The 23,450-nt window shown below is 44.1% G+C and carries 21 protein-coding genes; 15 read left to right on the top strand and 6 right to left on the bottom strand.

Annotated elements, in window-relative coordinates; translation table 11 throughout:
• The first annotated feature begins 184 nt into the window (after nucleotides 1–184).
• Nucleotides 185–2,713 (top strand): BamA/TamA family outer membrane protein, encoded by a 2,529-nt coding sequence (locus tag IEV61_RS02040; RefSeq protein WP_229747002.1) that lies wholly within the window; start codon nucleotides 185–187, stop codon nucleotides 2,711–2,713.
• A 92-nt stretch (nucleotides 2,714–2,805) separates the two neighbouring features.
• Here the strand turns inward: IEV61_RS02040 and IEV61_RS02035 are convergent, their stop codons facing one another.
• The 4 genes from IEV61_RS02035 to IEV61_RS02020 all read right to left on the bottom strand — a co-directional run bounded on the left by IEV61_RS02035 (nucleotide 2,806) and on the right by IEV61_RS02020 (nucleotide 7,483).
• A complete protein-coding gene (locus IEV61_RS02035) occupies nucleotides 2,806–3,171 on the bottom strand; it encodes a response regulator transcription factor (RefSeq protein ID WP_188413317.1) in 366 nt (121 codons plus the stop codon).
• A 291-nt stretch (nucleotides 3,172–3,462) separates the two neighbouring features.
• Complete coding sequence (locus IEV61_RS02030; protein ID WP_188413316.1) at nucleotides 3,463–3,840, bottom strand: response regulator; 378 nt, start codon at nucleotides 3,838–3,840, stop codon at nucleotides 3,463–3,465.
• Between the two features lie 123 nt (nucleotides 3,841–3,963).
• Nucleotides 3,964–6,543 (bottom strand): PAS domain S-box protein, encoded by a 2,580-nt coding sequence (locus IEV61_RS02025; RefSeq protein WP_188413315.1) that lies wholly within the window; start codon nucleotides 6,541–6,543, stop codon nucleotides 3,964–3,966.
• A gap of 109 nt (nucleotides 6,544–6,652) precedes the next feature.
• A complete protein-coding gene (locus IEV61_RS02020) occupies nucleotides 6,653–7,483 on the bottom strand; it encodes an MBL fold metallo-hydrolase (protein WP_188413314.1) in 831 nt (276 codons plus the stop codon).
• 169 nt (nucleotides 7,484–7,652) lie between these two features.
• Here IEV61_RS02020 and IEV61_RS02015 point away from each other — a divergent pair, with 169 nt between their 5' ends.
• From IEV61_RS02015 to IEV61_RS02000, 4 genes are all read left to right on the top strand, one after another.
• Complete coding sequence (locus IEV61_RS02015) at nucleotides 7,653–8,153, top strand: DinB family protein (protein WP_188413313.1); 501 nt, start codon at nucleotides 7,653–7,655, stop codon at nucleotides 8,151–8,153.
• 93 nt (nucleotides 8,154–8,246) lie between these two features.
• Nucleotides 8,247–9,866 (top strand): arylsulfatase, encoded by a 1,620-nt coding sequence (locus IEV61_RS02010; RefSeq protein ID WP_188413312.1) that lies wholly within the window; start codon nucleotides 8,247–8,249, stop codon nucleotides 9,864–9,866.
• 465 nt (nucleotides 9,867–10,331) lie between these two features.
• Nucleotides 10,332–10,844, top strand: coding sequence for a hypothetical protein (locus IEV61_RS02005; RefSeq protein ID WP_188413311.1), 513 nt, complete (start codon nucleotides 10,332–10,334; stop codon nucleotides 10,842–10,844).
• Between the two features lie 9 nt (nucleotides 10,845–10,853).
• Complete coding sequence (locus IEV61_RS02000) at nucleotides 10,854–11,264, top strand: hypothetical protein (RefSeq protein WP_188413309.1); 411 nt, start codon at nucleotides 10,854–10,856, stop codon at nucleotides 11,262–11,264.
• A 126-nt stretch (nucleotides 11,265–11,390) separates the two neighbouring features.
• On the opposite strand, the gene IEV61_RS01995 is transcribed toward IEV61_RS02000, so the two are convergent.
• A complete protein-coding gene (locus IEV61_RS01995; protein ID WP_188413307.1) occupies nucleotides 11,391–12,146 on the bottom strand; it encodes a DUF4272 domain-containing protein in 756 nt (251 codons plus the stop codon).
• 141 nt (nucleotides 12,147–12,287) lie between these two features.
• On the opposite strand from IEV61_RS01995, the gene IEV61_RS01990 reads away from it, so the two are divergent.
• The 7 genes from IEV61_RS01990 to IEV61_RS01960 all read left to right on the top strand — a co-directional run bounded on the left by IEV61_RS01990 (nucleotide 12,288) and on the right by IEV61_RS01960 (nucleotide 17,171).
• Complete coding sequence (locus IEV61_RS01990; protein ID WP_188413305.1) at nucleotides 12,288–12,794, top strand: GbsR/MarR family transcriptional regulator; 507 nt, start codon at nucleotides 12,288–12,290, stop codon at nucleotides 12,792–12,794.
• 77 nt (nucleotides 12,795–12,871) lie between these two features.
• Entirely contained in the window at nucleotides 12,872–13,237 is a 366-nt protein-coding gene (locus IEV61_RS01985) for a hypothetical protein (RefSeq protein WP_188413303.1), read from the top strand.
• 120 nt (nucleotides 13,238–13,357) lie between these two features.
• Nucleotides 13,358–14,179, top strand: a complete 822-nt coding sequence (locus IEV61_RS01980) for a DCC1-like thiol-disulfide oxidoreductase family protein (protein WP_188413301.1) — start codon at nucleotides 13,358–13,360, stop codon at nucleotides 14,177–14,179.
• 3 nt (nucleotides 14,180–14,182) lie between these two features.
• Nucleotides 14,183–15,109 carry a TIGR01777 family oxidoreductase gene (locus tag IEV61_RS01975; protein ID WP_188413299.1) on the top strand — a complete coding sequence of 309 codons (927 nt, stop codon included), beginning with the start codon at nucleotides 14,183–14,185 and terminating at the stop codon, nucleotides 15,107–15,109.
• Nucleotides 15,110–15,133: 24 nt separating this feature from the next.
• Complete coding sequence (locus IEV61_RS01970) at nucleotides 15,134–16,090, top strand: hypothetical protein (RefSeq protein WP_188413297.1); 957 nt, start codon at nucleotides 15,134–15,136, stop codon at nucleotides 16,088–16,090.
• 1 nt (nucleotide 16,091) lies between these two features.
• Nucleotides 16,092–16,589, top strand: a complete 498-nt coding sequence (locus IEV61_RS01965; protein ID WP_188413295.1) for an SRPBCC family protein — start codon at nucleotides 16,092–16,094, stop codon at nucleotides 16,587–16,589.
• Between the two features lie 96 nt (nucleotides 16,590–16,685).
• Nucleotides 16,686–17,171 carry a hypothetical protein gene (locus tag IEV61_RS01960; RefSeq protein WP_188413293.1) on the top strand — a complete coding sequence of 162 codons (486 nt, stop codon included), beginning with the start codon at nucleotides 16,686–16,688 and terminating at the stop codon, nucleotides 17,169–17,171.
• Here the strand turns inward: IEV61_RS01960 and IEV61_RS01955 are convergent.
• Nucleotides 17,164–17,922: a DUF1223 domain-containing protein gene (locus IEV61_RS01955; protein ID WP_188413291.1), complete on the bottom strand. Its 759-nt coding sequence runs from the start codon at nucleotides 17,920–17,922 to the stop codon at nucleotides 17,164–17,166. The two genes, IEV61_RS01960 and IEV61_RS01955, sit on opposite strands and share 8 nt — an antisense overlap.
• 176 nt (nucleotides 17,923–18,098) lie before the next feature.
• Here IEV61_RS01955 and IEV61_RS01950 point away from each other — a divergent pair, with 176 nt between their 5' ends.
• The 3 genes from IEV61_RS01950 (at nucleotide 18,099) to IEV61_RS01940 (ending at nucleotide 23,418) form a co-directional block, all read left to right on the top strand.
• Complete coding sequence (locus tag IEV61_RS01950) at nucleotides 18,099–19,781, top strand: GH39 family glycosyl hydrolase (protein WP_188413289.1); 1,683 nt, start codon at nucleotides 18,099–18,101, stop codon at nucleotides 19,779–19,781.
• Between the two features lie 102 nt (nucleotides 19,782–19,883).
• Nucleotides 19,884–22,001 (top strand): glycosyl hydrolase, encoded by a 2,118-nt coding sequence (locus IEV61_RS01945; RefSeq protein WP_188413288.1) that lies wholly within the window; start codon nucleotides 19,884–19,886, stop codon nucleotides 21,999–22,001.
• A gap of 151 nt (nucleotides 22,002–22,152) precedes the next feature.
• Nucleotides 22,153–23,418: a glycoside hydrolase family 28 protein gene (locus IEV61_RS01940; protein WP_188413286.1), complete on the top strand. Its 1,266-nt coding sequence runs from the start codon at nucleotides 22,153–22,155 to the stop codon at nucleotides 23,416–23,418.
• Nucleotides 23,419–23,450: the final 32 nt, after the last annotated feature.

Here is a 23,450-nt window from a genome sequence, read left to right as displayed (position 1 = left end):
CCGCTCTTAAATTTTTTTGTGAAATAATGAAACCAACGGCACAAAACACCATCTTTGCTGTTGTATTTTTCAGTTTTACCGCTGGCTAAGCATTCTTCAACCCGCTTTACACCGGCCATACCATTTTCTGATGCCTTTGAATAGATATTTTACTAAAACGACCTGCGTTTTATCAGGATTTATATTGTTACCCTTCGGATTACTTGCACAGCGCAAAGCAGCCGATAGCATTACCGTTGCCGTAGCACCCGACTATAATAAAGTAAGTGGCATCCATCGTATCTTATTGGGCGAAAATTACCGTAAAGAATGGGGTATACCTGTAAAGATCCGCATACTAAAGCTCGCTACCGAAAAAGGTGGCTTGGTTATAGAAGAAAAAGGTGGTGGTATGCAAACCAAGTCGTTGAGGTTAAAAGATAAAACAGGTCAGGAATGGGTGCTGCGTTCGGTGCAAAAATATCCGGAAAGAGTGTTACCTCCAACGCTGAGAGCAGGATTAACCAAAGCCATTATACAAGATCAAACCAGTACGGCCAATCCGTTTGCATCACTAACGGTACCGCCTCTGGCCGATGCCTTGAGCATACCCCACGCCAACCCCGAAATTGTTTACATAGGCGACGACCCTGTACTGGGTAAATACAGCAAGGATTATAAGAACAGCGTTTTCCTTTTTGAAGAACGCGAACCACTGGAATCTGAAAATACAGATAATACTAAAAAGGTACAGGCAAAACAGAGGGAAGATAACGACGTCCGTATAGATGCCAAACTGGCCCTACGCGCACGTTTGCTGGATATGATCATAGGCGATTGGGACCGCCATGATGACCAATGGCGTTGGGATAAAGATAAAACAAAGAAAGAAACCGTATACACGCCTATCCCGCGCGACCGCGACCAGGTTTATTATAAAACCTCGGGCGTGTTCCCATGGATAGTATCTCACCAATTTTTGAAAGCTAAGTTTCAGCCTTTTAAAGATGAAATAAGGGATATTGGCGCCTGGAATTTTAACGGCCGCTACTTTGACCGCTATTTCTTGGCCGGCCTTAACGAAGCCGATTGGAAAGAACAGATTGATTATGTGCAAAGCCATTTAACAGATGAGGTTATAGACAAGGCCATGCACCGCATGCCGCCACAGGTGTATGCCCTGTCTGGCAAAGAAATTACCAAGACCGTAATTGCGCGCCGCAAGAATATTGCAAAACAAGGTATTGATTATTATCGCTTTATTTCGGGCCAGGTAGATGTGCCGCTAAGCGAAAAAGGGGAGGAGATAGAGATCAATGAGCTGGATAATGGCTTGTTAGGTATCACTGTTCACAATATTAAAAAAGACAGTACTTTGGGCCGTACGGTTTACGAGCGCGTTTTCGACCCTAAAGTAACCAAAGAGGTACGCGTTTATGGCTTTGGCGGCGGCGACCAGTTTAAGGTAGTGGGTACAGGTAAATCAAAGGTTGATGTACGCATGATCGGTCAGCAAGGGAGTAATGATAGCTTTACTATTGACAAGGCGGTAGATAATAAGCGGCACTTATTTATTTACGACCGTAAAGACGAGCCCAATGCCATACCTGAGTCTAATTTGGCTAAAATACGTACCTCGGCAGATACCGGTGTAACCTCTTATGATCGTAAGAACTTTCAATACGACCGGCCCGAGCCTATCGTGTTTGCCCGTTACAATAAAGATTATGGCGTTATTTTAACGTTAGGCTATGCGTTCACCAAGCAAGGGTTTCGCCAATCGCCCTATGATTGGAGGCAGGAGTTTTTAGTAAATTATGCTTTTGGTCGTAAATCTTTCTTGCTGCGCTATAATGCCGATTTCAAGAATTTAATAGGTAACAACGATTTACTTATTCATGTTACCTCACGCGGCCCTCACAACATCAGCAACTTTTTTGGTATAGGCAACGAAACTAACTTTAGCGGCGGTGAGGACAATATAAAGTTTTTCCGTAACGAGTACGATTACCTTTATGGTGATGTACGTTTAGCTCACACTTACAATAAGTTGAAGCTGAGTGCCGGTGTAACCGGGCAGTTTTACTACGCCAACGGTAAAGAAAACACCAACCGCTTCTTGAACAATTACAGCGCTCAAAACCCTAACGAACAGGTGTTTTCTTCAAAAACCTATGCAGGTTTAGTTGCCGGTGCCGAAATTGACACCCGTAACAATCAGCTTTTAACCACCAAGGGTATTTACTGGAATACTACACTACGCGGTTTGCAGCAGCTTAACCAGCAAAACCATCGTTATGGCGAGTTGATGTCGGAGTTCAGCTTCTTCGCCAACCCCGACCGCGATTCGATATTTGTGCTGGCCGCCCGTGTAGGTGGCGGTACCATATTAGGGCACGCCGAGTATTTTCAGCAAATGAAACTGGGCGGATCGGATAACCTGCGTGGTTTCCGTACCTGGAGGTTTACCGGTAAAAGCATGTTGTACAACAACATTGAAGCCCGTTTAAAGCTGTTCGATTTTAATTCTTACCTTTTCCCCGGAAGCTTTGGTATTATTGGTTTTAACGATGTGGGCCGTGTTTGGACACCGGGCGAAAAATCAAATCAATGGCACGATGGGTACGGCGGCGGTATCTTCCTTATCCCGGCAGAACTTTTGCTGGTTCAGGCCACCATAGGACACTCAAACGAGGGTAAATTTGTTTACGTGAATTTGGGTTATCGCTTTTAAAGGAAGTGTCAGTTAGGTGATAGAGTCGGTTAGTCTGTAAGTAGGATATTTAGTCAAAACAAGTTTTCCAATCCGGAATTTGGACTAACGGACTAATTAACTCTCAGGCAGTTGTTAATAGTGCTAATAAAATCGTTAAGATCAAAAGGCTTGGCTATTACAGCATCACAGCCAAAGGTGTAGAAATCTATATTGTTGGAAGTGTAAGCTGAAAATATGATTACGGGTGTTTTATGGAGCGCTTTGTGCGATTTAAACGTACGACAAATCTCTCCACCATTATCATTCATTAATTTGTAATCTAAAATAATGAGATCGGGCTGGTATTCTTCGGCTACTTTAACGATAGTCTTACTGTCTGATGTGCTATTCACTTCAAATTTTTCGTACGTAAGTACTTCGTGAACCATCTCAAGGATGTCCATATTGTCATCAAGTACCAAAATACGTTTCAGCATACAATAAGGTATTAAATTAAAAAGCTGAAAGGCTGTATGCTATAGCAGGTTACAACGAAAGCAGGCTGCTAAAAAAGAAGGATGGGCTTAATTAAGTAATTCAGATTTTAATTATAACAAAACTAATAATATAAATTGGAAATAGAAATTTATAGGCTGTATGCTTGTGATTACGGGTGTGAGCGTATGTAACGCATAAACACCGTTAGTTAAAGATTAACTAACAGATAGGAAATGTTTTTCTAAGATAATAGTAAAGTGCCGATAGCTAACCGTTAAAAAGTACAGCCGTTAGGCTATGGCAGCTAACTTGTTCGCTAATAAGCCTTCAATTTTCTCAAGCAAGTCCTGCATATCGAATGGTTTGGCTAAAAAGTCGTTAGCACCCGATTGCAGGGCCGATTGTTGAATGTCTTTACTGGCCGATATCATAAGCACCGGGATGTGCATGGTTTCTTCGTTAGCTTTAAGCGCTCTGCAAATATCACGGCCGTCGCAGCCCGACATCCAAATGTCTAATAAAAAAAGATCAGGGTAATTTTCTTTGATGGCTAAAACATCGGTTCCGTTATAAGTAAAAGAAACATCGTACCCATGAAAGTCAAGGATCATTGCTACGGCATCTACAATGCCCGGATCGTCGTCTGCAATTAGTATTTGTTTTGGCATATTATGTATAGGTAATTGCAAACTTAAAAAATTGTTAAATCAGTTAAAAAGTTTTTTAAATATTTGTTTGAACATCTTATTTGAAAAGATAATATATCAGATTTTTGAAAAACATCACTCATCTTAACTATTAAGCGGCAAGGCAAAGCAAAACGTAGAACCCTCGCCCTCAACCGAGTTTACCCAAATGCGCCCGCCTTCACGTTTAATAATTTCGGAGGAAATATAAAGGCCCAGGCCAAGCCCGGGGAAGGTGTGTTGCTTATCGCCGCTTACGCGGTAAAACTGCTCAAATACCTTGTCTTTTTTATCAGCACTAATACCAATGCCAAAATCCTGTACGCACAGTAATATTTCGTTGTTTTCGATGCTGGTATTAACAATTACCTTATTGGCATTGGGCGAATATTTAATGGCATTGCTGATGAGGTTGGTAATAACCTGGCCAATGCGATCCTTATCGGCATAAGCTATACCGGTAGGGTGCAGTTCTGTAATGATCTGATGTTTAGTGGTGGTGCGTTGAAGATCTTCTGTTAGCTCAGTAATCAGTTTATTAAAGTCAATGTAATCATCGTTGAACTGCAAACGACCCGATTGTATTTTGGTAACATCAAGCAAATCGCCTATAAGGCTGGTTAAGCGGTCTATCTGGCTGTTCATTTTACCGAGCATGGCTGCTTTCTTTTCGTCGCCTTCGCGGTTAAAAATAGCTTGCAGTACCTGTGCATAAGCCTTAACGCTGGTAACAGGAGTTTTTAACTCATGGCTGGCAACACCTATGAATTCGTCTTTTTGTTGTTGAAGTTGTTTTTGTTCAGTAATGTCAACGCAAGCGCCAATGTAGCCCTTGAAAATCCCATCGGCATTATACTGTGGGTTGCCGGTGCAGGCTATCCAGCGTAAAGTTCCGCTGATGTGTGTAATTCTGAACTGGCAATCATGAAAGCGCTGTGCCTCAATATCTGCCGAAAATTTTTCAATCACCCTGTTTAAATCCTCCGGCAAAATAGCATCAAGCCAGCCGTTACCTAAGTGGGTGTTGAGTGGTTTGCCGGTCCAGTTGATCCAAATTTGGTTTACATAGGTAATGTTACTTTCGGTATCGGTCATCCAAAGAGCTGCGGGCGATGCCGTAGTTATAGCCCTAAACAACTCTTCGCTTTCGGTAAGCGCCTTTTGGTTGGCAATATCAGCCCGTAGATCGCGAATAACGGATGCTCTACCCAACGGAGCATCGTCTACAGGGTTTTTTAACAGCAAAATATTGGCGTAACAAGGTATTGCCTCGCCGGTTTTATGATTGCGATAGTTGAGTTGTCCAGACCAGCGGCCACCTCCTAACAAAGCTGCATCAATAATTTGTGCATCTTCCGGCATCAAGTTAGGCGTGTCATTCCATTGCGCGTCTTCCGAAACGTCTACGCTTAATATTTCCTGTCCCGCTTTATTTAAGTAAGTAAGCTTGCCATACCAGTCAGACAAACTGATGATATCATTGCTGTTATCAATTAGCCACAAAAGGTTTAGTTGTTCTTGTTTAGCTTCGGTTTCGTGGGTAACATCTTGTGCTAAGCCTGCAAAGTTCAAGGGTTTGCCTTGGTCATCAAGCATGTAACGACCGTTAATGCGTACCCAGTGTATGGTGCCGTCATCCCATATAAAGCGGACCTCATAAAACAGCTTTCCGGTTCTTAGAGACCTGTTATAGGCCATATCCCTTATCTGAATATCTTCAGGATGTATGTGGTTGATAAAGGCGTCACGCGTTAACCCCGTAGCTTCGGTGCCTGTAATTACTTTGGCAAAAAGGGGTGTATAAGTAATAATGTTACCCGGTAAATGAATAAGGTAGCTGCCGGCATCTGCATTTTCAAGTGCCAGTTGAGCCAGTTGCTCTGCCGAGTGCAGGCGTTCGTCTGTGTTAACCTCCGAAGTTATATCTGATGCAATGCCCGAAAAACGTTGCGGAATGCCCTGATCATCAAAATAAGCTTTGCCTTTGCAACGTAGCCAACGTACTTTATGATCATTGATACCTATGGTTCTGAATTTAACATCGTAATTACTGCCCGAATTGGGATTCAAGGCCGAAATAACCGCCCGGTCAACCAGCAACCTGTCATCAGGATGAATGTGCTTTAATACATCATGGTACGACACGGTATCTTCTTCCGAAAAACCATAGAGCTCTTTGGTGCGCACGCTCCAGGTAATAAGTTGGGTTGGAATATGCATATCCCAGGTGCCAATTTCGGCAGCGTTAAGCGAAAAATTCAACTGCGCTTCAGCATCGTCAGCACGCTTGCGCGCCAGTACGAGGTCAGTAACGTTAGTAGCAGTATTTAAAATTCCCCATACCTTACCCTCCTGATCGAGCAGTGGTTTATAAGTGAAGTTGTAATAAAAGTTTTGTAAACGGCCGTCCACTACCAATTTTACCAAATCTTCAGTGGCCTGGTAAGTTTCGCCGGTGGTATAAACACTATCCAGTATTTGATGGAAAGGTTGCCCGTCCAGTTCGGGCAGGGCGTCGGTAAGCAATTTTCCGATCACGTCGGGCTGTTTACCCCAGGCATCACTGATCATGGCTTTATTGGCAAAAAGTATGCGCATTTCGCGACCGGCATACAAGCCAATAGGCGTAGGCGATTCCTCAATTAAAGCACGCAGCGCAGCAAAATCAATGTCGGGGTAGTTCATCTCTTGAGTAACAAATATATATTTTGTTGGGTACCTAATGCTATGCCGAAGATATAAATTTCAGCATATCCAAACCCGTAAGTAATTCCAACAATGATGGTTAGATATTTTAAAAAAGTGAGGTTTGAAAAGATTGTACCGGCTGGTAATTTCTTAGCATAACTTTCCCATAACCAGTATCTTGCGCTGTAAAAACAGGTGTTTCTTCATAGCGCGATGCAATTATAATTTCGGTACCGCTGGCATGGGGTAAAAACATTTCGCGGGCCTTTACGGGGCAATTATTGTCTTTAGATAAATGCGACAGTAACAGGTGGCTCATAAACAAAGGCTTATGCGTCTTGAAAAGTTCAAGTGCTTGATTATTAGATAAGTGCCCGCGGCCCCCGCTAATGCGTCTTTTTAAATGATAGGGGTAGTTGCCATGCTGCAGCATATGCTCATCATAATTAGCCTCTAAAAAGGCAGCGTGGCATTGCTTAAAATGGGTGATAAGGTGCTGGCAGGGAGCGCCAATATCGGTAAACACGCCTACCTTGACGCCATTGCAACTTACTATAAAGCTGTGAGGCTCAGCGGCATCATGAAATTTAGGGAAAGCCGTAATCGAAATGTCTCCTATTTTTACAGGCTCGTATCCTTTAAACGGTATGGCATAATCGTCTAACAACAGGCGGCCATACTGCATGGTGGCATGGGTTATATAGACCGGCAGCTTATACTTTTTGGCAATAACCGGCAGCCCGCGTATATGGTCAGAGTGCTCGTGAGAGATGAAAATGGCCTTTACTTTTTGCATACTCAAGCCCAGGCGCTCCATGCGTTTTTCGGTTTCGCGGCAAGAAAGGCCCACGTCTACCAGGATGGCCTCCCGATGGTTGCCTACATAGTAACAATTGCCGTTGCTGCCTGAATTGAGCGAAGTGAAGAATAATGCCATATTTACAATTACAAATAAACCTGTTTTTACGCATATAAATAGCGTTAAACTTCAAAAAACTTCAAATTTTTAGTTTAGTAAATTTCGAAGATGATTTGTAATTAGTCTAAATATTTTAGTAAGTTTTTAATATGAAATTTTCATATTTGCCACTAAAATTACAACCACCATGTATCGTAACATCAACGACTTTTTAACCGACTGGCAACTCGAAGCTGCCAGCACCAACCGGGTGTTAGAAAATATTACCGAGGAAACCAAAGGCGTCAAGGTTCATCCCAATATACGCACCCTGGAAAGGCTGGCCTGGCACATTACTCAAACCATTGCCGAGATGGGCACCAAAGCCGGGCTGTTTGAAGAAGATGTATTGGAACACTTACCTGCACCTGTTAACTTTAAGGAGGTTACTGCCACCCATCAAAAATATAATGCATTACTGGCCGATGCGGTATGTACCCATTGGAGTGATGAGTCTTTGAACGAAGAGTTGGATATGTACGGCCAGGTATGGACCAAGGCAACCCTTCTGGATGTGCTGGTGAAACACGAAGCGCACCACCGCAGCCAAATGACGGTGATCATGCGCATGGTTGGCTTGCCAGTGCCGGGTTTGTATGGCCCATCTCAAGAGGAATGGGCAGCTATGGGTATGCCGGCTATGGAGTAGTTCTGCATAACCATCCTGCCCCGAACTGGTATTTGCGCTGGTAAATAAACTAAGTTTTTATATTTCATGCCCGGTTATATTATTACCTAACTTATGAAATTAAAGTCTGCGCTACACCTGAGTATTTTATTGCTGCTGAGTGCTACTGTTTTACGGGCTCAAAAAGCTAATAAAGCGGTTAAGAAACCTAATATCATCATTATTTTGGCCGATGATATGGGTTACTCAGATATTGGCTGTTTTGGCTCCACCACGCAAACACCCAACCTGGACGGTATGGCCAAAACCGGGCTGGTAATGACACAGTTTTATAATGCCTCGCGCTGCTGCCCTTCGCGGGCATCATTGCTTACGGGCTTGTACCAGCACCAGGCTGGCGTGGGCGATATGGTGAATACCCGCAAAGAACCAGCCTATCAGGGCTACCTCAATAATAACTGTGTCACCATAGCCGAAGTGCTAAAAGGCAGCGGCTATAATACATACATGGCCGGTAAATGGCACGTAGGCACCGCGCCTGATAAGTGGCCGGTAAAGCGTGGCTTCGACCATCACTTTGGATTGATAGATGGTGCCGGTAGCTATTTTGACCCCACCAACCCGTACCGCCCAAACCAGCATTTGACTGTGGCTTTAGATGATAAGCCTTATACGCCCGAAAAGGGTTTTTACGCTACCGATGCGTACGCCGGGCATGCCGTGCAATACATTAAAGACAATCAAAAAACAGGCAAGCCTTTCTTTCTATACATGGCTTTTACCGCACCGCACTGGCCTTTGCATGCATTGCCGCAAGATATTGCCAAATATAAAGGCAAGTACATGGCAGGCTGGGACAAACTGCGAGAGGAACGCTTTAACCGCATGAAGCAGTTAGGCATCATCAATAAGACTACCCAACTCTCGCCGCGCGATAAGAACGTGCCCGACTGGAACTCTTTAACTGAAGCAGAGAAGATAGCCTGGGACGATAAGATGGCTGTATACGCCGCCATGGTAGACCGCATGGATCAAAACATTGGCCGCATACGCCAGGCACTCAAAGAAACCGGGCAAGATCAGAATACGGTGATCATGTTCCTGTCAGACAATGGCGCCAGTAGCGAAAGTATTAAAGGCCCCGGCTTTACGCCCGAAGTTACGGCAGCTAATTTAAAACCCGCCAGCGATCCATCTTCTTTTACTGCCTACGGTTTTACCGGGGCTAACGTAAGTAATACGCCGTTAACCCTGTTTAAGCATTGGGTATACGAAGGTGGTATTGCCACGCCATTCATCGTGAGCTACCCGGCGGTAATTAAAGCCCACAGGCAAAGCACACAACCGGCTCACCTGGTAGATTTAATGGCTACCTGCGTAGATTTGGCCGGTGCCAAATATCCGGCAACTTACAAAGGCAACACGATCACCCCAACCGAAGGGCTTAGCCTGATGCCGGTTATACAATATAAAAAGTGGGAAGGCCACAACGCCCTGTTTTTTGAGCACGAAGGTAACCGTGCCGTGAGGCAGGGGCCTTGGAAACTGGTGTCGCAATATCCCGATAACCAGTGGCAGTTATATAATATTGAACAAGATCGCTCCGAACAAAATAACCTGGCTGTTCAAAATCCTGATAAGGTAAAGGAATTGGAAACACTGTACCAAAGCTGGGCCAACCGCATAGGTGTTATTCCGTTCGAAAAACTGAGCAAGGGCAAAGGCGATTTATAATGATATATTACAAGCGGCTGTAAACGAGAGTCGTGTCTTTTTATAACAAATAGCCAGGTTGGGTGTTTAGTCACCAGTATATTAGTTCGAGTAATTATTTGCACAATATATGGACAAGTTAATAATCTGTTTTTACGAGGTAGTTAAACTGAACATGACCTGTATAATTGGGATGCCATTTAATTGCCTGCAGCAATAATTCACGCTATTTGTGGAGAGGTATGTAAATAGACAAATTATGCTGAGTCTTACAGTGTAATTATATAAGAGAAAAAAACCTTAAAATTAATTATGATCAAAGTCCTTAAATTCCTTCCTTTCGCATTGTTATATATAATTACAGCATGCAATACAAAAGGGCAAAATATTTCTGTTACAGACTTATTAGATCAAAATGTGCAAGAGGTTTTAAAATCCAAAGGTATCAAGTTTAAGCTGACCCCATTAAACGATATGCCTAACTATATGCTTAATTTATATGGCGAAATTATACCGGCAGGAACTGTTACGGTATTATCTCCCGAATATCAAATTGATTGGCAGGGCGAAAAGATTGTGCCAATGCTGGTATTTGGAGATGTTCCCTTAAAATCGCCATATTTCTTGTTGGATAAAAATGGAAAGATATTGATCATTACAGCTGAAGCAGGAAACAATGGCCCTAAGGGTCATAAACAAGGAGAAGTATTTGCCGACGATGATGTTATTAATTTAAAAGCTGCGCTGGCTAAACAATGGGGAAAGGAGAAACTCGCACGTAAAGACCCTAATGAAGGCAACATATACTTATGGAAAAGCCAAACCATTAGCTCACGTTTAACCATAGAAAACGAGAACTTTGAAAACCTATCAAAAGAATTGCGTAACGATATTCCTCAGGATGGCCGGCGTGGAGTGCTTACTATTTATAATGGCGTTAAGCCGGCTTTTTATGATGAAGATGCCAATTACTTTAACAAAATGCAAGTACCTAAATAACTGCGCAGTATGAAAAAGATAATATTTTGGTTAATGGTGTTGTTCCCAACATTCTTATTTGCCCAGGAATCATATTGGAAAGTAGAGCGGGTTAAGCCTGTAATGCAAACGGGCTTAATTTTTGAAGCAGCCTTGGGAGAAATGTCTAATGCAGACTATGTTATTTATGACGAGGCTAAAAAACAGGTTTGGTATTATAGCAACAACCATGCAATGGAGCCATATCTTCTTGAAAAATCTTTGATAAAAGCAAAAGGTAAACTTGTTAACGAAAGCCGGATACGTACGAAAATAGTTGGAACAGAGCTGAAAATTTTAATCTATCAGGATAATAATAACATTGCTTTTTTAGCATGCAAAAAAGTTGCCGATAACAAATCTGCATTTTTAGATAAGGTTAACGCAAATAAGAAAAAGTAAATAAGTTAATCAATATGGTTTTATGAGCATAAATTATTGTAGTTAATACAAGCGGTTAGTTAAATATTTTATTGATCAGTTATTACCTTAAATGATTTCAAAGGCCGATTATAAAAGAATATAACCCTAGGTATCGGTAGATACTTCATCCCAATGCTGATCGGCTAATTTAATTAACCAGTTGAGTGCGTAATGCCTTTCGTAAACCACTCCTTTATCCATTTTACCTGGTGCCGGTTGGTTTTTTGTGCGGGCATCTACACAAGCCCAGTCCAGCCGAAGGATGAGGTCGGCCTGGTCTAAAATCTCTTTTTTGCTGCGTAGCTTGGCCTTGGCTTTAAACTCGTCTTCGGTAAGGTCGCTAATGATTTTTACGTCTTGGGCAACGTTGCACATTTGATCGGGGTAGGCCAGTTGGTCAATATAACCCAGCGCCCAAAGCATTACGTGCAGGTCTTCATAGCGCCAGTTGGCATCTATTTTCTGTTGTTCGGTAGGGTGTTTAGTGTTTACATAGGCCAGTTCGGCGGGGCTTAGCTTACCTTCAAGGTTATACTTCTCATTAAAGAGATCTAATTTACTTTGCTCAAGTCCCTCGCTTTTCAGGCCAATGAAACATAGCGCCAGGGCACGGTCGGCTAACTCATCCTGGGTGCGTAATGTTACCTGGCTGTCATCGTCCATAAACATGGCATTGGGGTTGCTGTAAACCGGAATACCATGCGCTTTGCAATAAGCTTCTGATTGTGCACGACGTTCTTTTTGTGCCTGGGTAGGTTCAATGTGCTCGACAGGGACCGATATAGAGGCTTTATCATCAGGTTTATGATTAGCGCAGGATAACGAAGCGGCTATCATTACAAGACCAACGTACTTTTTCATTCAGGCTGAATTAAGTAGAATCAAACAAAAAACTTTTCGATTGACAAGGTAGGAATGTTGCAGCAAGAAATAAAAGTAAAATGGTTTAAAATAAACTTTCAATAATATTTGAAAGTTTGAAAACTTGTATTACATTTGTACATGGAATTAGCAGAAGGGAAACAGAAGTTTATTGAGGCCTGGGGTAAGCTGGGATCGGAGTGGGGGATAAACCGCACCATGGCCCAGGTACACGCCTTGTTGCTGATCTCGCCCGATGCACTTACCACCGAAGAGATCATGGAAGAGCTAAGCATTTCGCGCGGTAATGCCAACATGACCCTGCGTGATTTGATGGGATGGGGATTGATAGAAAAACAACATAAACCCGGCGAACGCAAAGAGTACTTTTACGCTGATAAAGATACCTGGAACATAGCACGCCAGGTAGCCCAGGAGCGTAAAAAACGCGAGCTTGACCCGGTAATCAAAATTTTAAACGAATTGAATAGTGTGGAGGGTAACGATAAAGACCCCGCTTACAAAACCTTCAAAAAATCGGTAGCCGATATTAACAAGCTTGCTAAAAATGTAAACAAAACATTAGATACCATGCTTAAAGCCGATGAGAACTGGTTTTGGGGTTCGATTTTTAAGATCTTTAAATAGATCTATTTTTTTAATCCTATCTTTCATTAATTACTGAAAATACAATAATAATTATATACACTTAAACACTAAAAATCATGAACTACTTTATTTTAACCTACGCCGTTTATTTATTGGTAAGCATTGCCTTAACTATTTGGGTGGCCAAAGTATTGTTTAACAATGGCCGTATTTTCCTGATCGATATTTTTCATGGCAACACACCCCTGGCCGATGCCGTTAACCGGTTGCTGGTTGTGGGCTTTTATTTGATTAACATTGGCTATGTTAGCCTGGTGCTGCGTGAGTACGGACTTATAGCCAGCACACAAGTTGTACTGGAAGTATTAAGCCGTAAGTTGGGTTGTATTATCCTTATTTTAGGAGGGATGCATTTTATCAATTTGATCGTGTTCTTTAAACTGCGCAATAAGGCACAATTGACTAAACCTGTTAACTTGTAATATTATAGAACTCTCGTAGCGTTGTCAGCCTGAGCTTGTCGAAGACCTAACCAGGCGGCAAATGCTTCGACAAGCTCAGCATGACATAGTTCTTTCAATATTATTATTCATCACCCCACCATGAAAACCCTGCAAAACCACCTTGTACTATACGATGCCGAGTGCCCCATGTGTACCAGTTATGCTAAAACCTTAACGCAAACCGGTATGTTAGACAGCAACGGCCGGGTCAGCTACCAGGATATGCCGCAAGACACTTGCGTACTGGTAGACCGCCAGCGTGCCGTGAATGAAATTGCGTTGGTAAATACCCAAACCGGTGAGGTGAGTTATGGTATAGACAGCCTGTTTAAGCTATTCGGCCATCAAATACCGATGTTTAAACCACTGTTTACTTTCGGCCCGTTCGTTTGGTTAATGCGTAAAGTTTATGCGTTTATCTCCTACAACAGGCGGGTTATCATTCCTCCGGCACATACTGTTGCCGGTAGCCTGCAACCCACCTTCAGGTTGAGCTACCGCTTGTTGTACCTAATTTTTACATGGTTTATAGTAGGTTTTATACTCACTGGTTATGCGCATTTGTTAACAGGTCTGGTGCCCTTGGGCAATGCCTATCGCGAGTACCTGATCTGCGGCGGACAAGTCCTTTTTCAGGGCATCATCATCAGCTGGTACGCACCTGCCAAACGCTGGGATTACCTGGGCAACATGATGACCATTTCTTTTGCCGGTGCGCTGCTCTTGCTGCCGGTTATGCTGCTGGCCAAGTTTGTAGCATTGAACGCTATCATTTGCACTATTTGTTTTATGGGCGTTGCGGGGCTCATGTTCTTAGAGCATATCCGCCGTACCAAGCTGCTGCAGTTAGGCTGGCTGCTCACCGTTACCTGGGTGGTGTACCGCCTATTGGTTCTTTTGCTTATCTTTAAATTTAACTAAACCATGCAATATCACAAAGTAGTTTTAGCCGGCGGTAACGGTTACCTGGGTAAGGTGCTGGCACAGTATTACAAAGAGCTGGCAAGCGAAGTCATTATTTTGAGTCGTAAACCTGCGTCGGCTATCAATAACATCACTACTATAGTTTGGGATGGTAAAACGGAAGGCGACTGGGTGAAAGCTTTAGAAAGTGCCGACCTGCTGATCAATCTTTGCGGTAAAAATGTGAACTGCCGCTACACACCTCAAAATAAGCAGGAGATCATCAGTTCCCGCATAGTACCTACCACCTTGTTGGGAAAGGTGATTGCCGGGTTAAGTCGTGCGCCTAAACTATGGATCAACGTAACCTCGGCCACTATATACCGACATGCCGAAGACCATGCTCAAGACGAAGCAACCGGCGAAATTGGCTACGGCTTTTCTATAGACGTATGCAAGCAATGGGAGCAAACCTTTTTTGACACCGTAACACCCGACACCCGCAAAGTGGCACTACGCATGGGTATTGTACTGGGCCATAGCGATGGCGTTTTTCCGCGTTTGCTTAACCTGGTAAAGCTGGGTATGGGTGGCAAACAAGGTGATGGCGAGCAATATGTAGCCTGGGTACACGAACATGATGTAGCCCGCATTACCGATTGGCTCATGCAAAACACCGATATTGATGGTGTAATTAATTGCACTGCCCCCGAAGCTGTCAAAAACCATGAACTAATGCGCCTTATTCGCCGCGCATATGGCATCCCCGTAGGTTTGCCTGCACCGCAATGGTTATTGGAAATTGGCGCAATGGTTATTGGTACCGAAACAGAACTCATACTAAAAAGCCGCTGGGTGGCACCTAAGCGATTGCTGGATGCTGGTTTCCGGTTCCAGTTTCCACAGGCGCAGCACGCGATTCACGATATATTGAGTATTAAAAATTAATCTACAATCTTACACCTGCTCATCATGACCGATAAACAAAAAAGGCTATTCAAAATTATTGGCATACCATTGCTGTTCGCCTTTATAGCGCGCTTTATTTTTAATGTGAAAACTTGGGATAGTGCTTTTACATTGATGTCGCTTACATTTTTATTTATGGTTCCTTCTGCTATCGGAGCAATTACCATCTATTTTTCAAGTATCGAGAAGGTTAGAAATTATTCTTACCGTTTCTTTATGCCTTGGGTGCCAATTTCAATATTTATGGTGCTTACGCTGTTTTTTTCTATTGAAGGTTGGGCATGCTGGCTAATGATCATGCCCGTTTTTTTAATAGCGGCATCTTTGGGCGGCTTATTAGCCGGTTACTATAAAATAAAACGACACGATAAGGAACGAATGTACCTGTCAATACTTGTTTTATTACCGTTGTTTCTATCACCTATAGAACAGTGGATAGGCAGTGTAAACAATCAATACGAGGCCTATACCTACATTGACCTTCATGCCGATAAAACCAAAATCTGGCAAAATGTAACCCGCGTGCGTGCCATTCAAAAGGATCAGGATAAAGGGTGGTTAACCAATAGGCTGGGTTTTCCGCGCCCCGTGCGTGCCGAATTAAATTACAACGGGGTAGGCGGTTACCGTAAAGCTGTATTTGAAAAAGGACTGGTTTTTCACGAACAGGTAACCCAGTATGAAGAGGAGCGCCGAATGCGTTTCACCATCAAAGCTAACCCCTACGAAATTCCATCCACCACTATGGATGAGCATGTGGTAATAGGCGGCAACTATTTTGACGTGATGGATGGCACTTACGTGCTGCAAAAGCTCAATGCCAATACTTACCGCCTGCATTTATACAGCCACTTTAAGCTCACCACCACCTTCAATTTTTATGCCTCTTGGTGGGCAGGCTTAATTATGAAAGATATCCAGAACAACATTTTACAAGTTATTAAAGAAAGGGTAGAATAATATGCCGGTCATTAATTTACAAACCTACATTAACGCCCCGGTAGAGGATTGCTTCAACCTGTCGCGCAGTGTTGATATGCATTTGCAGTCTATGCAAAGCCATCAGGAAAAAGCCATTGCAGGTATAACTACCGGGCTGATGAACCTGCAAGATACCGTAACATGGAAAGCCACGCACTTTGGCTTGCCGTTTAAAATGACGGTGCAAATTACCGAGATGAGATACCTGGAGTATTTTGTAGACCAAATGGTAAGTGGGCCGTTTAAATGGTTCAGGCATTATCACGCTTTTCAGGCTAAAGGCAATGGCACTTTAATGTTGGATGAGTTTGTGTTTAAATCGCCCCTGAGTTGGCTGGGTAAACTGGTAGATCGTTGGGTATTGAAAACTTACCTCCATAACCTGCTTCAACAACGTAATGAGGTGATTAAGCAGGCGGCCGAAAATGTAGCCAATACTATCCGTCGTGCCGATGAATATCAGCATCCTATGTGCTAAGTGGTGGTCTTTAATTAGCCGTTCGTTCTCCTTTATGCTGATATGCCGATATGCATTGGCATGACAACTTTGTTTCATAAATTACCCAAACCTCGCATGAAACCTCAACAATTTCTAACCCGCATCCGAATCTATATCTGGATCATTATCATAGGCCTGTTCATCAGCGGCGCCACCGCTTTCCCGCTCGAAACAGAGCTGGCTTATTTTTACCAGCATATCCAAATCTTCCCTACAGGGATGCAAGGCTGGCTAACCACTATTTACGAAGCCATACGTAGTACCAATGCCAGGTACCCATACCTGAGTTACGGCACCGATTGGCTGGCTTTTGCACACCTGGTACTGGCTGTCTTATTTATTGGTCCGTTGAAAGATCCGGTGAAGAATATCTGGATTATCCAGTTTGGTATGATTGCCTGTGTGTTAATTTTTCCACTGGCTTTTATTGCCGGGCCTGTCAGGCATATTCCGTTGTTCTGGCGTTTTGTTGATTGTTCATTTGGTGTTATAGGCATTGTGCCTTTGTGGCTGGCCTACAGGGCTACGCGGAAATTAGAGGCGGCAGGCATTATTAAATAGCGCTCAGCTGAACTTCTTTAGCCGTCATAATTTCGCCTGTGCTGCTGTTTTGTATAAAGCTAATCACCTGGCCATCTTTCAAATTAAAATTCTCGGGTGGCGTAATAGCAGCCGTACCTAATTGGTGGCCGTTAAGCGGAATGGTCTTCAGTTCGCGTACAATGTTGATGTGAGGGAGGGTTTTGCCTGCATTTTCGCCTGCTTTTACTTGAGTTTGTGCTTGCTTTTGTACAAAAGCAATATTCAGCGTATAATTATCGGCAGCGTTCAATACCTGGTATTGCAACTGTAATTTCTGCTGACTTAAGCTCGCTTCTTTAAAGGTTAAGATTGCCGCAGATGTGTTTTTTAAACCGGCGGTAACAGCCCGGCGCAAGGCATTTTCGTTAGAACCTACCATTTCTGTTTTTCCGTTCACTACTATTTGTGGCGTATAGGCACCGCTTAGGTGCATCCAATCCGTATAGCGTTTTTGCCTGGCCGAGAATTCGGCTTTACTGTAAACATCTTTCCAGCCCAACCTATTCCAGTAATCTACATGAAAGCTTAAAATGTAAACCGGCCGGTTTAATGTTTCTTTGCTGATCTTGGCAACTAAAGCATCGGCCGGCGGACAACTCGAACATCCTTCGGAAGTGAAAAGTTCAACCAGCGCAAAACCTTTGTCTGCCTCTTTCCATGTTAAATAGGTAAATGCGGTGCCCGTAAGCAGTATAAACGCCAGTAAAAAACTAACAATCAATGCTTTCATGATTTAAATATAACTCTTTTTAGTGCAGGTTAGTATGATGTTTAAAGCCAGGTAATCTAAAAAACATCAAAAGTACTTGTAAAAATTTAGTGTCTAATCGACGAGTAATCGTATTAAACACTACTTTTATTATACATCGCATGTAACACTTGCGGTATTACCAATTAACCTGCTTCATGAAATTACGTACGCTGCTCATCCTTTTATGGGTTGCTGTTATAACTCAAACGGTTATAGCACAAACCAATGCTGACATTACTGCCGCCACTATCAACATAGATATGAGCAAGCCAACCGGGCTAATGACTCCTATTTGGGCCTGGTTCGGTTATGATGAGCCTAATTACACTTACATGAAGGATGGGCGAAAACTGCTGTCGGAAATTGCGGCTTTCAGCAAACTGCCGGTTTATGTACGGGCGCATAACCTAATGACCAGCGGCGACGGCACCCCGGCTCTTAAATGGGGATCTACCAATATGTACACCGAAGATGCTAACGGAAAGCCTGTATACAACTGGCATATTGTAGACAGTATTTTTGATACCTACGTTAAGCGCGGCATGAAACCGCTGGCGCAAATTGGTTTTATGCCCGAGGCCTTGTCAACACATCCGCAACCTTATCAGCATAACTGGAAGCCCGGTATAGATTACAAGGTCATTGAAACCGGCTGGGCCTATCCGCCTAAAGATTATAAAAAATGGGGCGAACTGGTATATCAGTGGGTTAACCATTGCGTTCAGCGCTACGGTAAAAAAGAGGTAGAAAGCTGGTACTGGGAAGTATGGAACGAACCCGACGGCGCTTATTGGAAAGGTACCGTACCTGAGTTTTGTAAACTGTATGACTATGCGGCCAATGGTGTAAAGCGCGCCCTGCCCACCGCCCGTATTGGCGGCTGTAATATTACCGGCGGTGGTATGAAATTCCTGACCGCTTTCTTAAAACATTGCCTTAAAGATACCAACTATGTAACCGGCAAAATAGGCTCGCCGCTTGATGCCGTGCTTTTTCATGCCAAAGGCTCGCCCAAGATTTATAATGGTGTGGTGCGCATGAATATGGGCAGGCAGTTAAAGGATATGGATAATAACTTCAGGCTGATTGCCTCTTACCCGGAGCTGAAGAACATTCCCGTCATCATTGGCGAATCGGACCCGGAAGGTTGCGCAGCCTGTGGCATGCAAACCAACCCCGAAAATGCTTACCGCAACGGCACCATGTACAGCAGTTACACGGCGGCTTCGTTTGCGCGGGTATATGCTTTGGCGCAGCAGTATAATATCAATTTAAAAGGCGCGGTAAGCTGGTCGTTCGAGTTTGAGAACCAGCCCTGGTTCTTTGGCTTTCGCGATCTGGCCACCAACGGTGTTGATAAGCCGGTGCTTAACGTGTTCCGCATGTTTGCACTCATGAAGGGTGATAGGGTGGCCGTAACGGGGAGCCAGATGTACCCGCTGCAAACCGTGGTAGATTCAAGTATTCGCAACGCACCCGATGTTGGTGCACTGGCCACCAAAGGCACCCGCGAAGCAACCGTTATGCTTTGGAATTACCACGACGAAGATAAATTTACTCCCGCCTTGCCTGTAACCTTGACTATCAACGGACTATCTGCCAATACCGTAACGCTTACCCGTTACCGCATCGACCAGGAAAACAGTAACTCCTATACTTCGTGGAAGAAGATGGGCTCGCCCCAACAGCCAAGCCCGGCACAAATTGCACAGCTTGAAAAAGCCGGTCAGTTAAAAGCGGTGGGCCAGGTGCAAAAAATGGCTGTTAACGGAGGGCTTCTTGATATCAAAGCTACACTCGCCCAACAAGACATTGAACTGCTCAAAATCAACTGGTGAGCGAAATGCGTATAAAATTTAGGCTTTTTTATATAGCTGCGGATAAGTAATTAACAACGATTATCCTTAACTCATCTCCTCAATTCAATTCACGAAAAATAAATGTTGAATATCAAAAGCTACCTGCTTTCGGGTTTTGCATTGCTAACGGCTCATTTAACCTTAGCACAGCAACCCTGGCAAAAAGTAACGCTTCCAAAGTATAATGCTATGGTGGCTACGCTTAAAAATTACCCTACGGCATATGCAGAAACCTTGACCTGGGGTTTGGAAGGCCCGCTTTCCCGTGAATCAGTCATTGCAGATCTGGATGCTATTTACAAGCAGGGTATCCGCGTGGTAAGTATCGAGGCCGGGTACGGTATGAAAATACCATACTTATCTGATGGCTGGTTTGAGAATATAAAGATCGTTGTAGAAGAGTTGAAGAAACGCAACATGCGTTTGTGGATCATAGATGAAGGCAAATATCCCAGCGGTTTTGCCGGTGGCAAGTTTAGCCAGGAACGGCCCGATTTGCGGATGCAGGGCTTGGTTGTTGCCAAACGCATTAACCTAAAAGAGGGCGAAACGCTTAACGAAAAGTTAGATGCATCCATCATTAGTGCAGTTGCGGTTAACGCCGAAAGTAAGAGCCAGCAAATCATCAGTATCCATAATGGCACCATCAATTGGAAAGCTCCGGTAGGCAACTGGCAGGTGCTATTGGCGCAGCACCGCTTTAAAACTTCTGTTACCCGTGCGGCCAATAACCCTACGGGGGGCAAAGACACTTTGAATTCTTTGTGCGATTACTTAAATGCTGAAGCCACCCTCCAGTTTTTGGAATTTACGCATGTGCAATACAAAAAGCATATAGGGAACGAGTTCGGCAAAACGGTATTAGGTTTCAGGGGCGATGAACCCGAGTATAACTTTACGCCCTGGACTCCGCAGATCATCAGCATTTTTAAGCAAAAGAAAGGGTATGATGTTACGCCTTACCTGGCCTCATTCTTCGGTACTTTCATGACCGATGAGCAAAAGAAAGCCAGGGCCGATTACTGGGATGTTTGGTCGGACCTTTTCCGCGATAACTTTTTCAAACTGCAGGCTGATTGGTGTGCCCAAAACGGACTGGAATACATGGTGCACGTTAACCATGAAGACAAGCTAATGGATTTGGCCCGCAGCGAGGGCGACTTTTTCAAGACCATGCGCTACGTACAGGTGCCCGGCGTAGATGCCATTTGGCACCAGATATGGTACGATACTGTGGCCGATTTTCCAAAACTGGCTTCTTCTGCAGCACACATGTACGGCCGTCCACGTTCGTTGAGCGAAAGCTTTGCTGCGTATACACCCAAACCTACCGTGGCCGATGCCCGCTGGGTAGTGAACGAGCAACTGGTACGTGGCATTAACATGTTCGAGTACATGTTTTGGTCATCATCGGCCAGCGGACGGGTACCCGGTAAAAGTTACCTGACCGACGCAGAATTTCCGGCCCTTGCCGAATATTCAAACAGGGCTTCGTACCTGTTGGCTAACGGCATACCCGCCGCGCAGGTTGGCTTATATTGCCCTACCGAAAGTATGTGGTTGGGCAAAAAAGAAGCTGATAGTAGCTTGCTTAATGTAGCCAAACAACTGTTAGAGCACCAAATAGATTTCGACTTTGTAGATAACCAAGGTTTATCATCAGTATTTAAGCTGGATAAGGGAGCATTTACCAACTTAAGCGGACAGCAATACCGCACCATCATTATTCCTCAAACCGAAGTGCTTTCGGCGCAAGCATACAGGCGCTTAGCGCAATTTGCCATAACCGGTGGTAAGGTGATTTTCTTGGGCGAAAATTTACCGCTGGTTGCAGGGCAAACTTTTAAAAATTCGCTGGCTGGACTTAATTTTGATTGGGCAATTAGAGAATCTTCGGCCCAACTGACGGATAAGGTGATCAAAAGCATGTCGCCGCCCGATGTGGTGTTGAGCAAAGCTCTCCCGGCTATCAAATACCTGCACCGCCGCTGGGAAGATGCCGAGCTGTATTTCTTCTTTAATGAGGGCGAAGAGGCACAGTCAATAAATGCTTTGTTAAACGGAGCGGGTAAAGCTGAAGTTTGGGATGCCGATGCAGGTGCCATCAAATCTTTAGCTTCTAAAATTATAAGTGGGAAGACACAGGTAGCCTTGAATATGGCAGGGCGCAATAGTCAGTTCATTATTATCCGTCGGTGATAAATCTCGTAAATAAATAGCCTGCTTTACAATACCAAATGTCATCTCGAACGATAGTGAGAGATCCTGTTCAAGAGATAGATGGGCAACCGGCTGCCTTGAACAAGATTTCTCGTTAACACTCGAAATGACAGACTAAAATAATTAACTCATGAAAAAGATATTCTATCTGGTGGGTATCCTCATCACAATCTCCACATCAGCCTTTGTAATGAGGATAAACACTGCGCCCAAACGCTACCTCATTACCGCTTATGGCGCCAAAGGCGATAGCGCAACCCTGAATACCAAAGCCATACAACAAGCCATTGAGCAATGCAGCAGTAAGGGTGGGGGCATCGTAGTGGTACCTAAGGGTATCTTCCTAAGCGGGGCCATATTCCTTAAAAAAGGCGTTAACCTGCTGGTTGAAAAAGGCGGCGTATTAAAAGGTTCCGTTAATCAGGAAGATTATCCGCAGATACCAACACGTTGGGAAGGCGAGGAGCGAACTTTTACGTCGGCCTTTATCAATGCTATCGACCTCGACGGCGTTGAAATAAGCGGCGAAGGAACGATAAATGGATCGGGGGATGTATGGACGGCACGTGGTAGACAGCCGTTACCGCAAGGAGCTCCACGAACAGCCCGTTTGGGCAGGCCGCGGCTTATCTGTATTCAAAATTGTCAAAATGCTACCATTGCCAACCTCAACCTGCACAACCAGGCGGTATGGTGCCTGCATGTGTTATACAGCAGCAAGGTGCTGGTGAAAGATCTGAAAATCACCGCCGATCATAACATCCCGAGTTCGGATGGTATTGATATAGATTCGAGCACTGATGTGCGCGTTACCGGTTGCGATATTGATGTGAACGATGATTGCATCTCCATCAAATCGGGTAAGGATGAAGATGGATTGAAAGTGAACCGTCCCTGTGAAAATATACTAATCGATAAATGCCGATTTGGATACGGGCATGGCGGCGTAGCCATGGGCAGCGAAACATCGGGCGGCATCAGGAATGTAGAAGTGAGAGATTGCGTAGCCGAAGCCAGTAACTGGGCACCCATCCGTTTTAAATCGCAGCCCAGCCGCGGCGGCGTGGTAGAAAATATTACTTACCGTAACATTAAACTCAACAACACCCGCAAGGCATTTGAGTTTAATATGGCCTGGCGCATGGTGCCGCCTGTTAAGCCGCCTTCCAAAATATTACCCATTGTGCGTAATGTAAAGCTAATCAATGTATCGGGCACGGTTGCAACCATTGGCGATATGCACGGATTGGAGGGCAGCCCCATCACCAACGTAGTTTTTCAGGATTGTGTATTGACTGCCGAGAAAGGCTTCACGCTGGACAAAGTGGAACAGGTAGACTTGAGCGGCTTAAAAGCCAACGTAAAAGAAGGAGAGAAGGTAATCTATGTTAAGTGATAAAATCAAACAATCACCCGCTAAATACTCAT

This window comes from Mucilaginibacter galii (genome assembly GCF_014635825.1).
Classification (GTDB): Bacteria; Bacteroidota; Bacteroidia; order Sphingobacteriales; family Sphingobacteriaceae; genus Mucilaginibacter; species Mucilaginibacter galii.
This window is presented reverse-complemented; position numbering and strand designations above follow the sequence as displayed.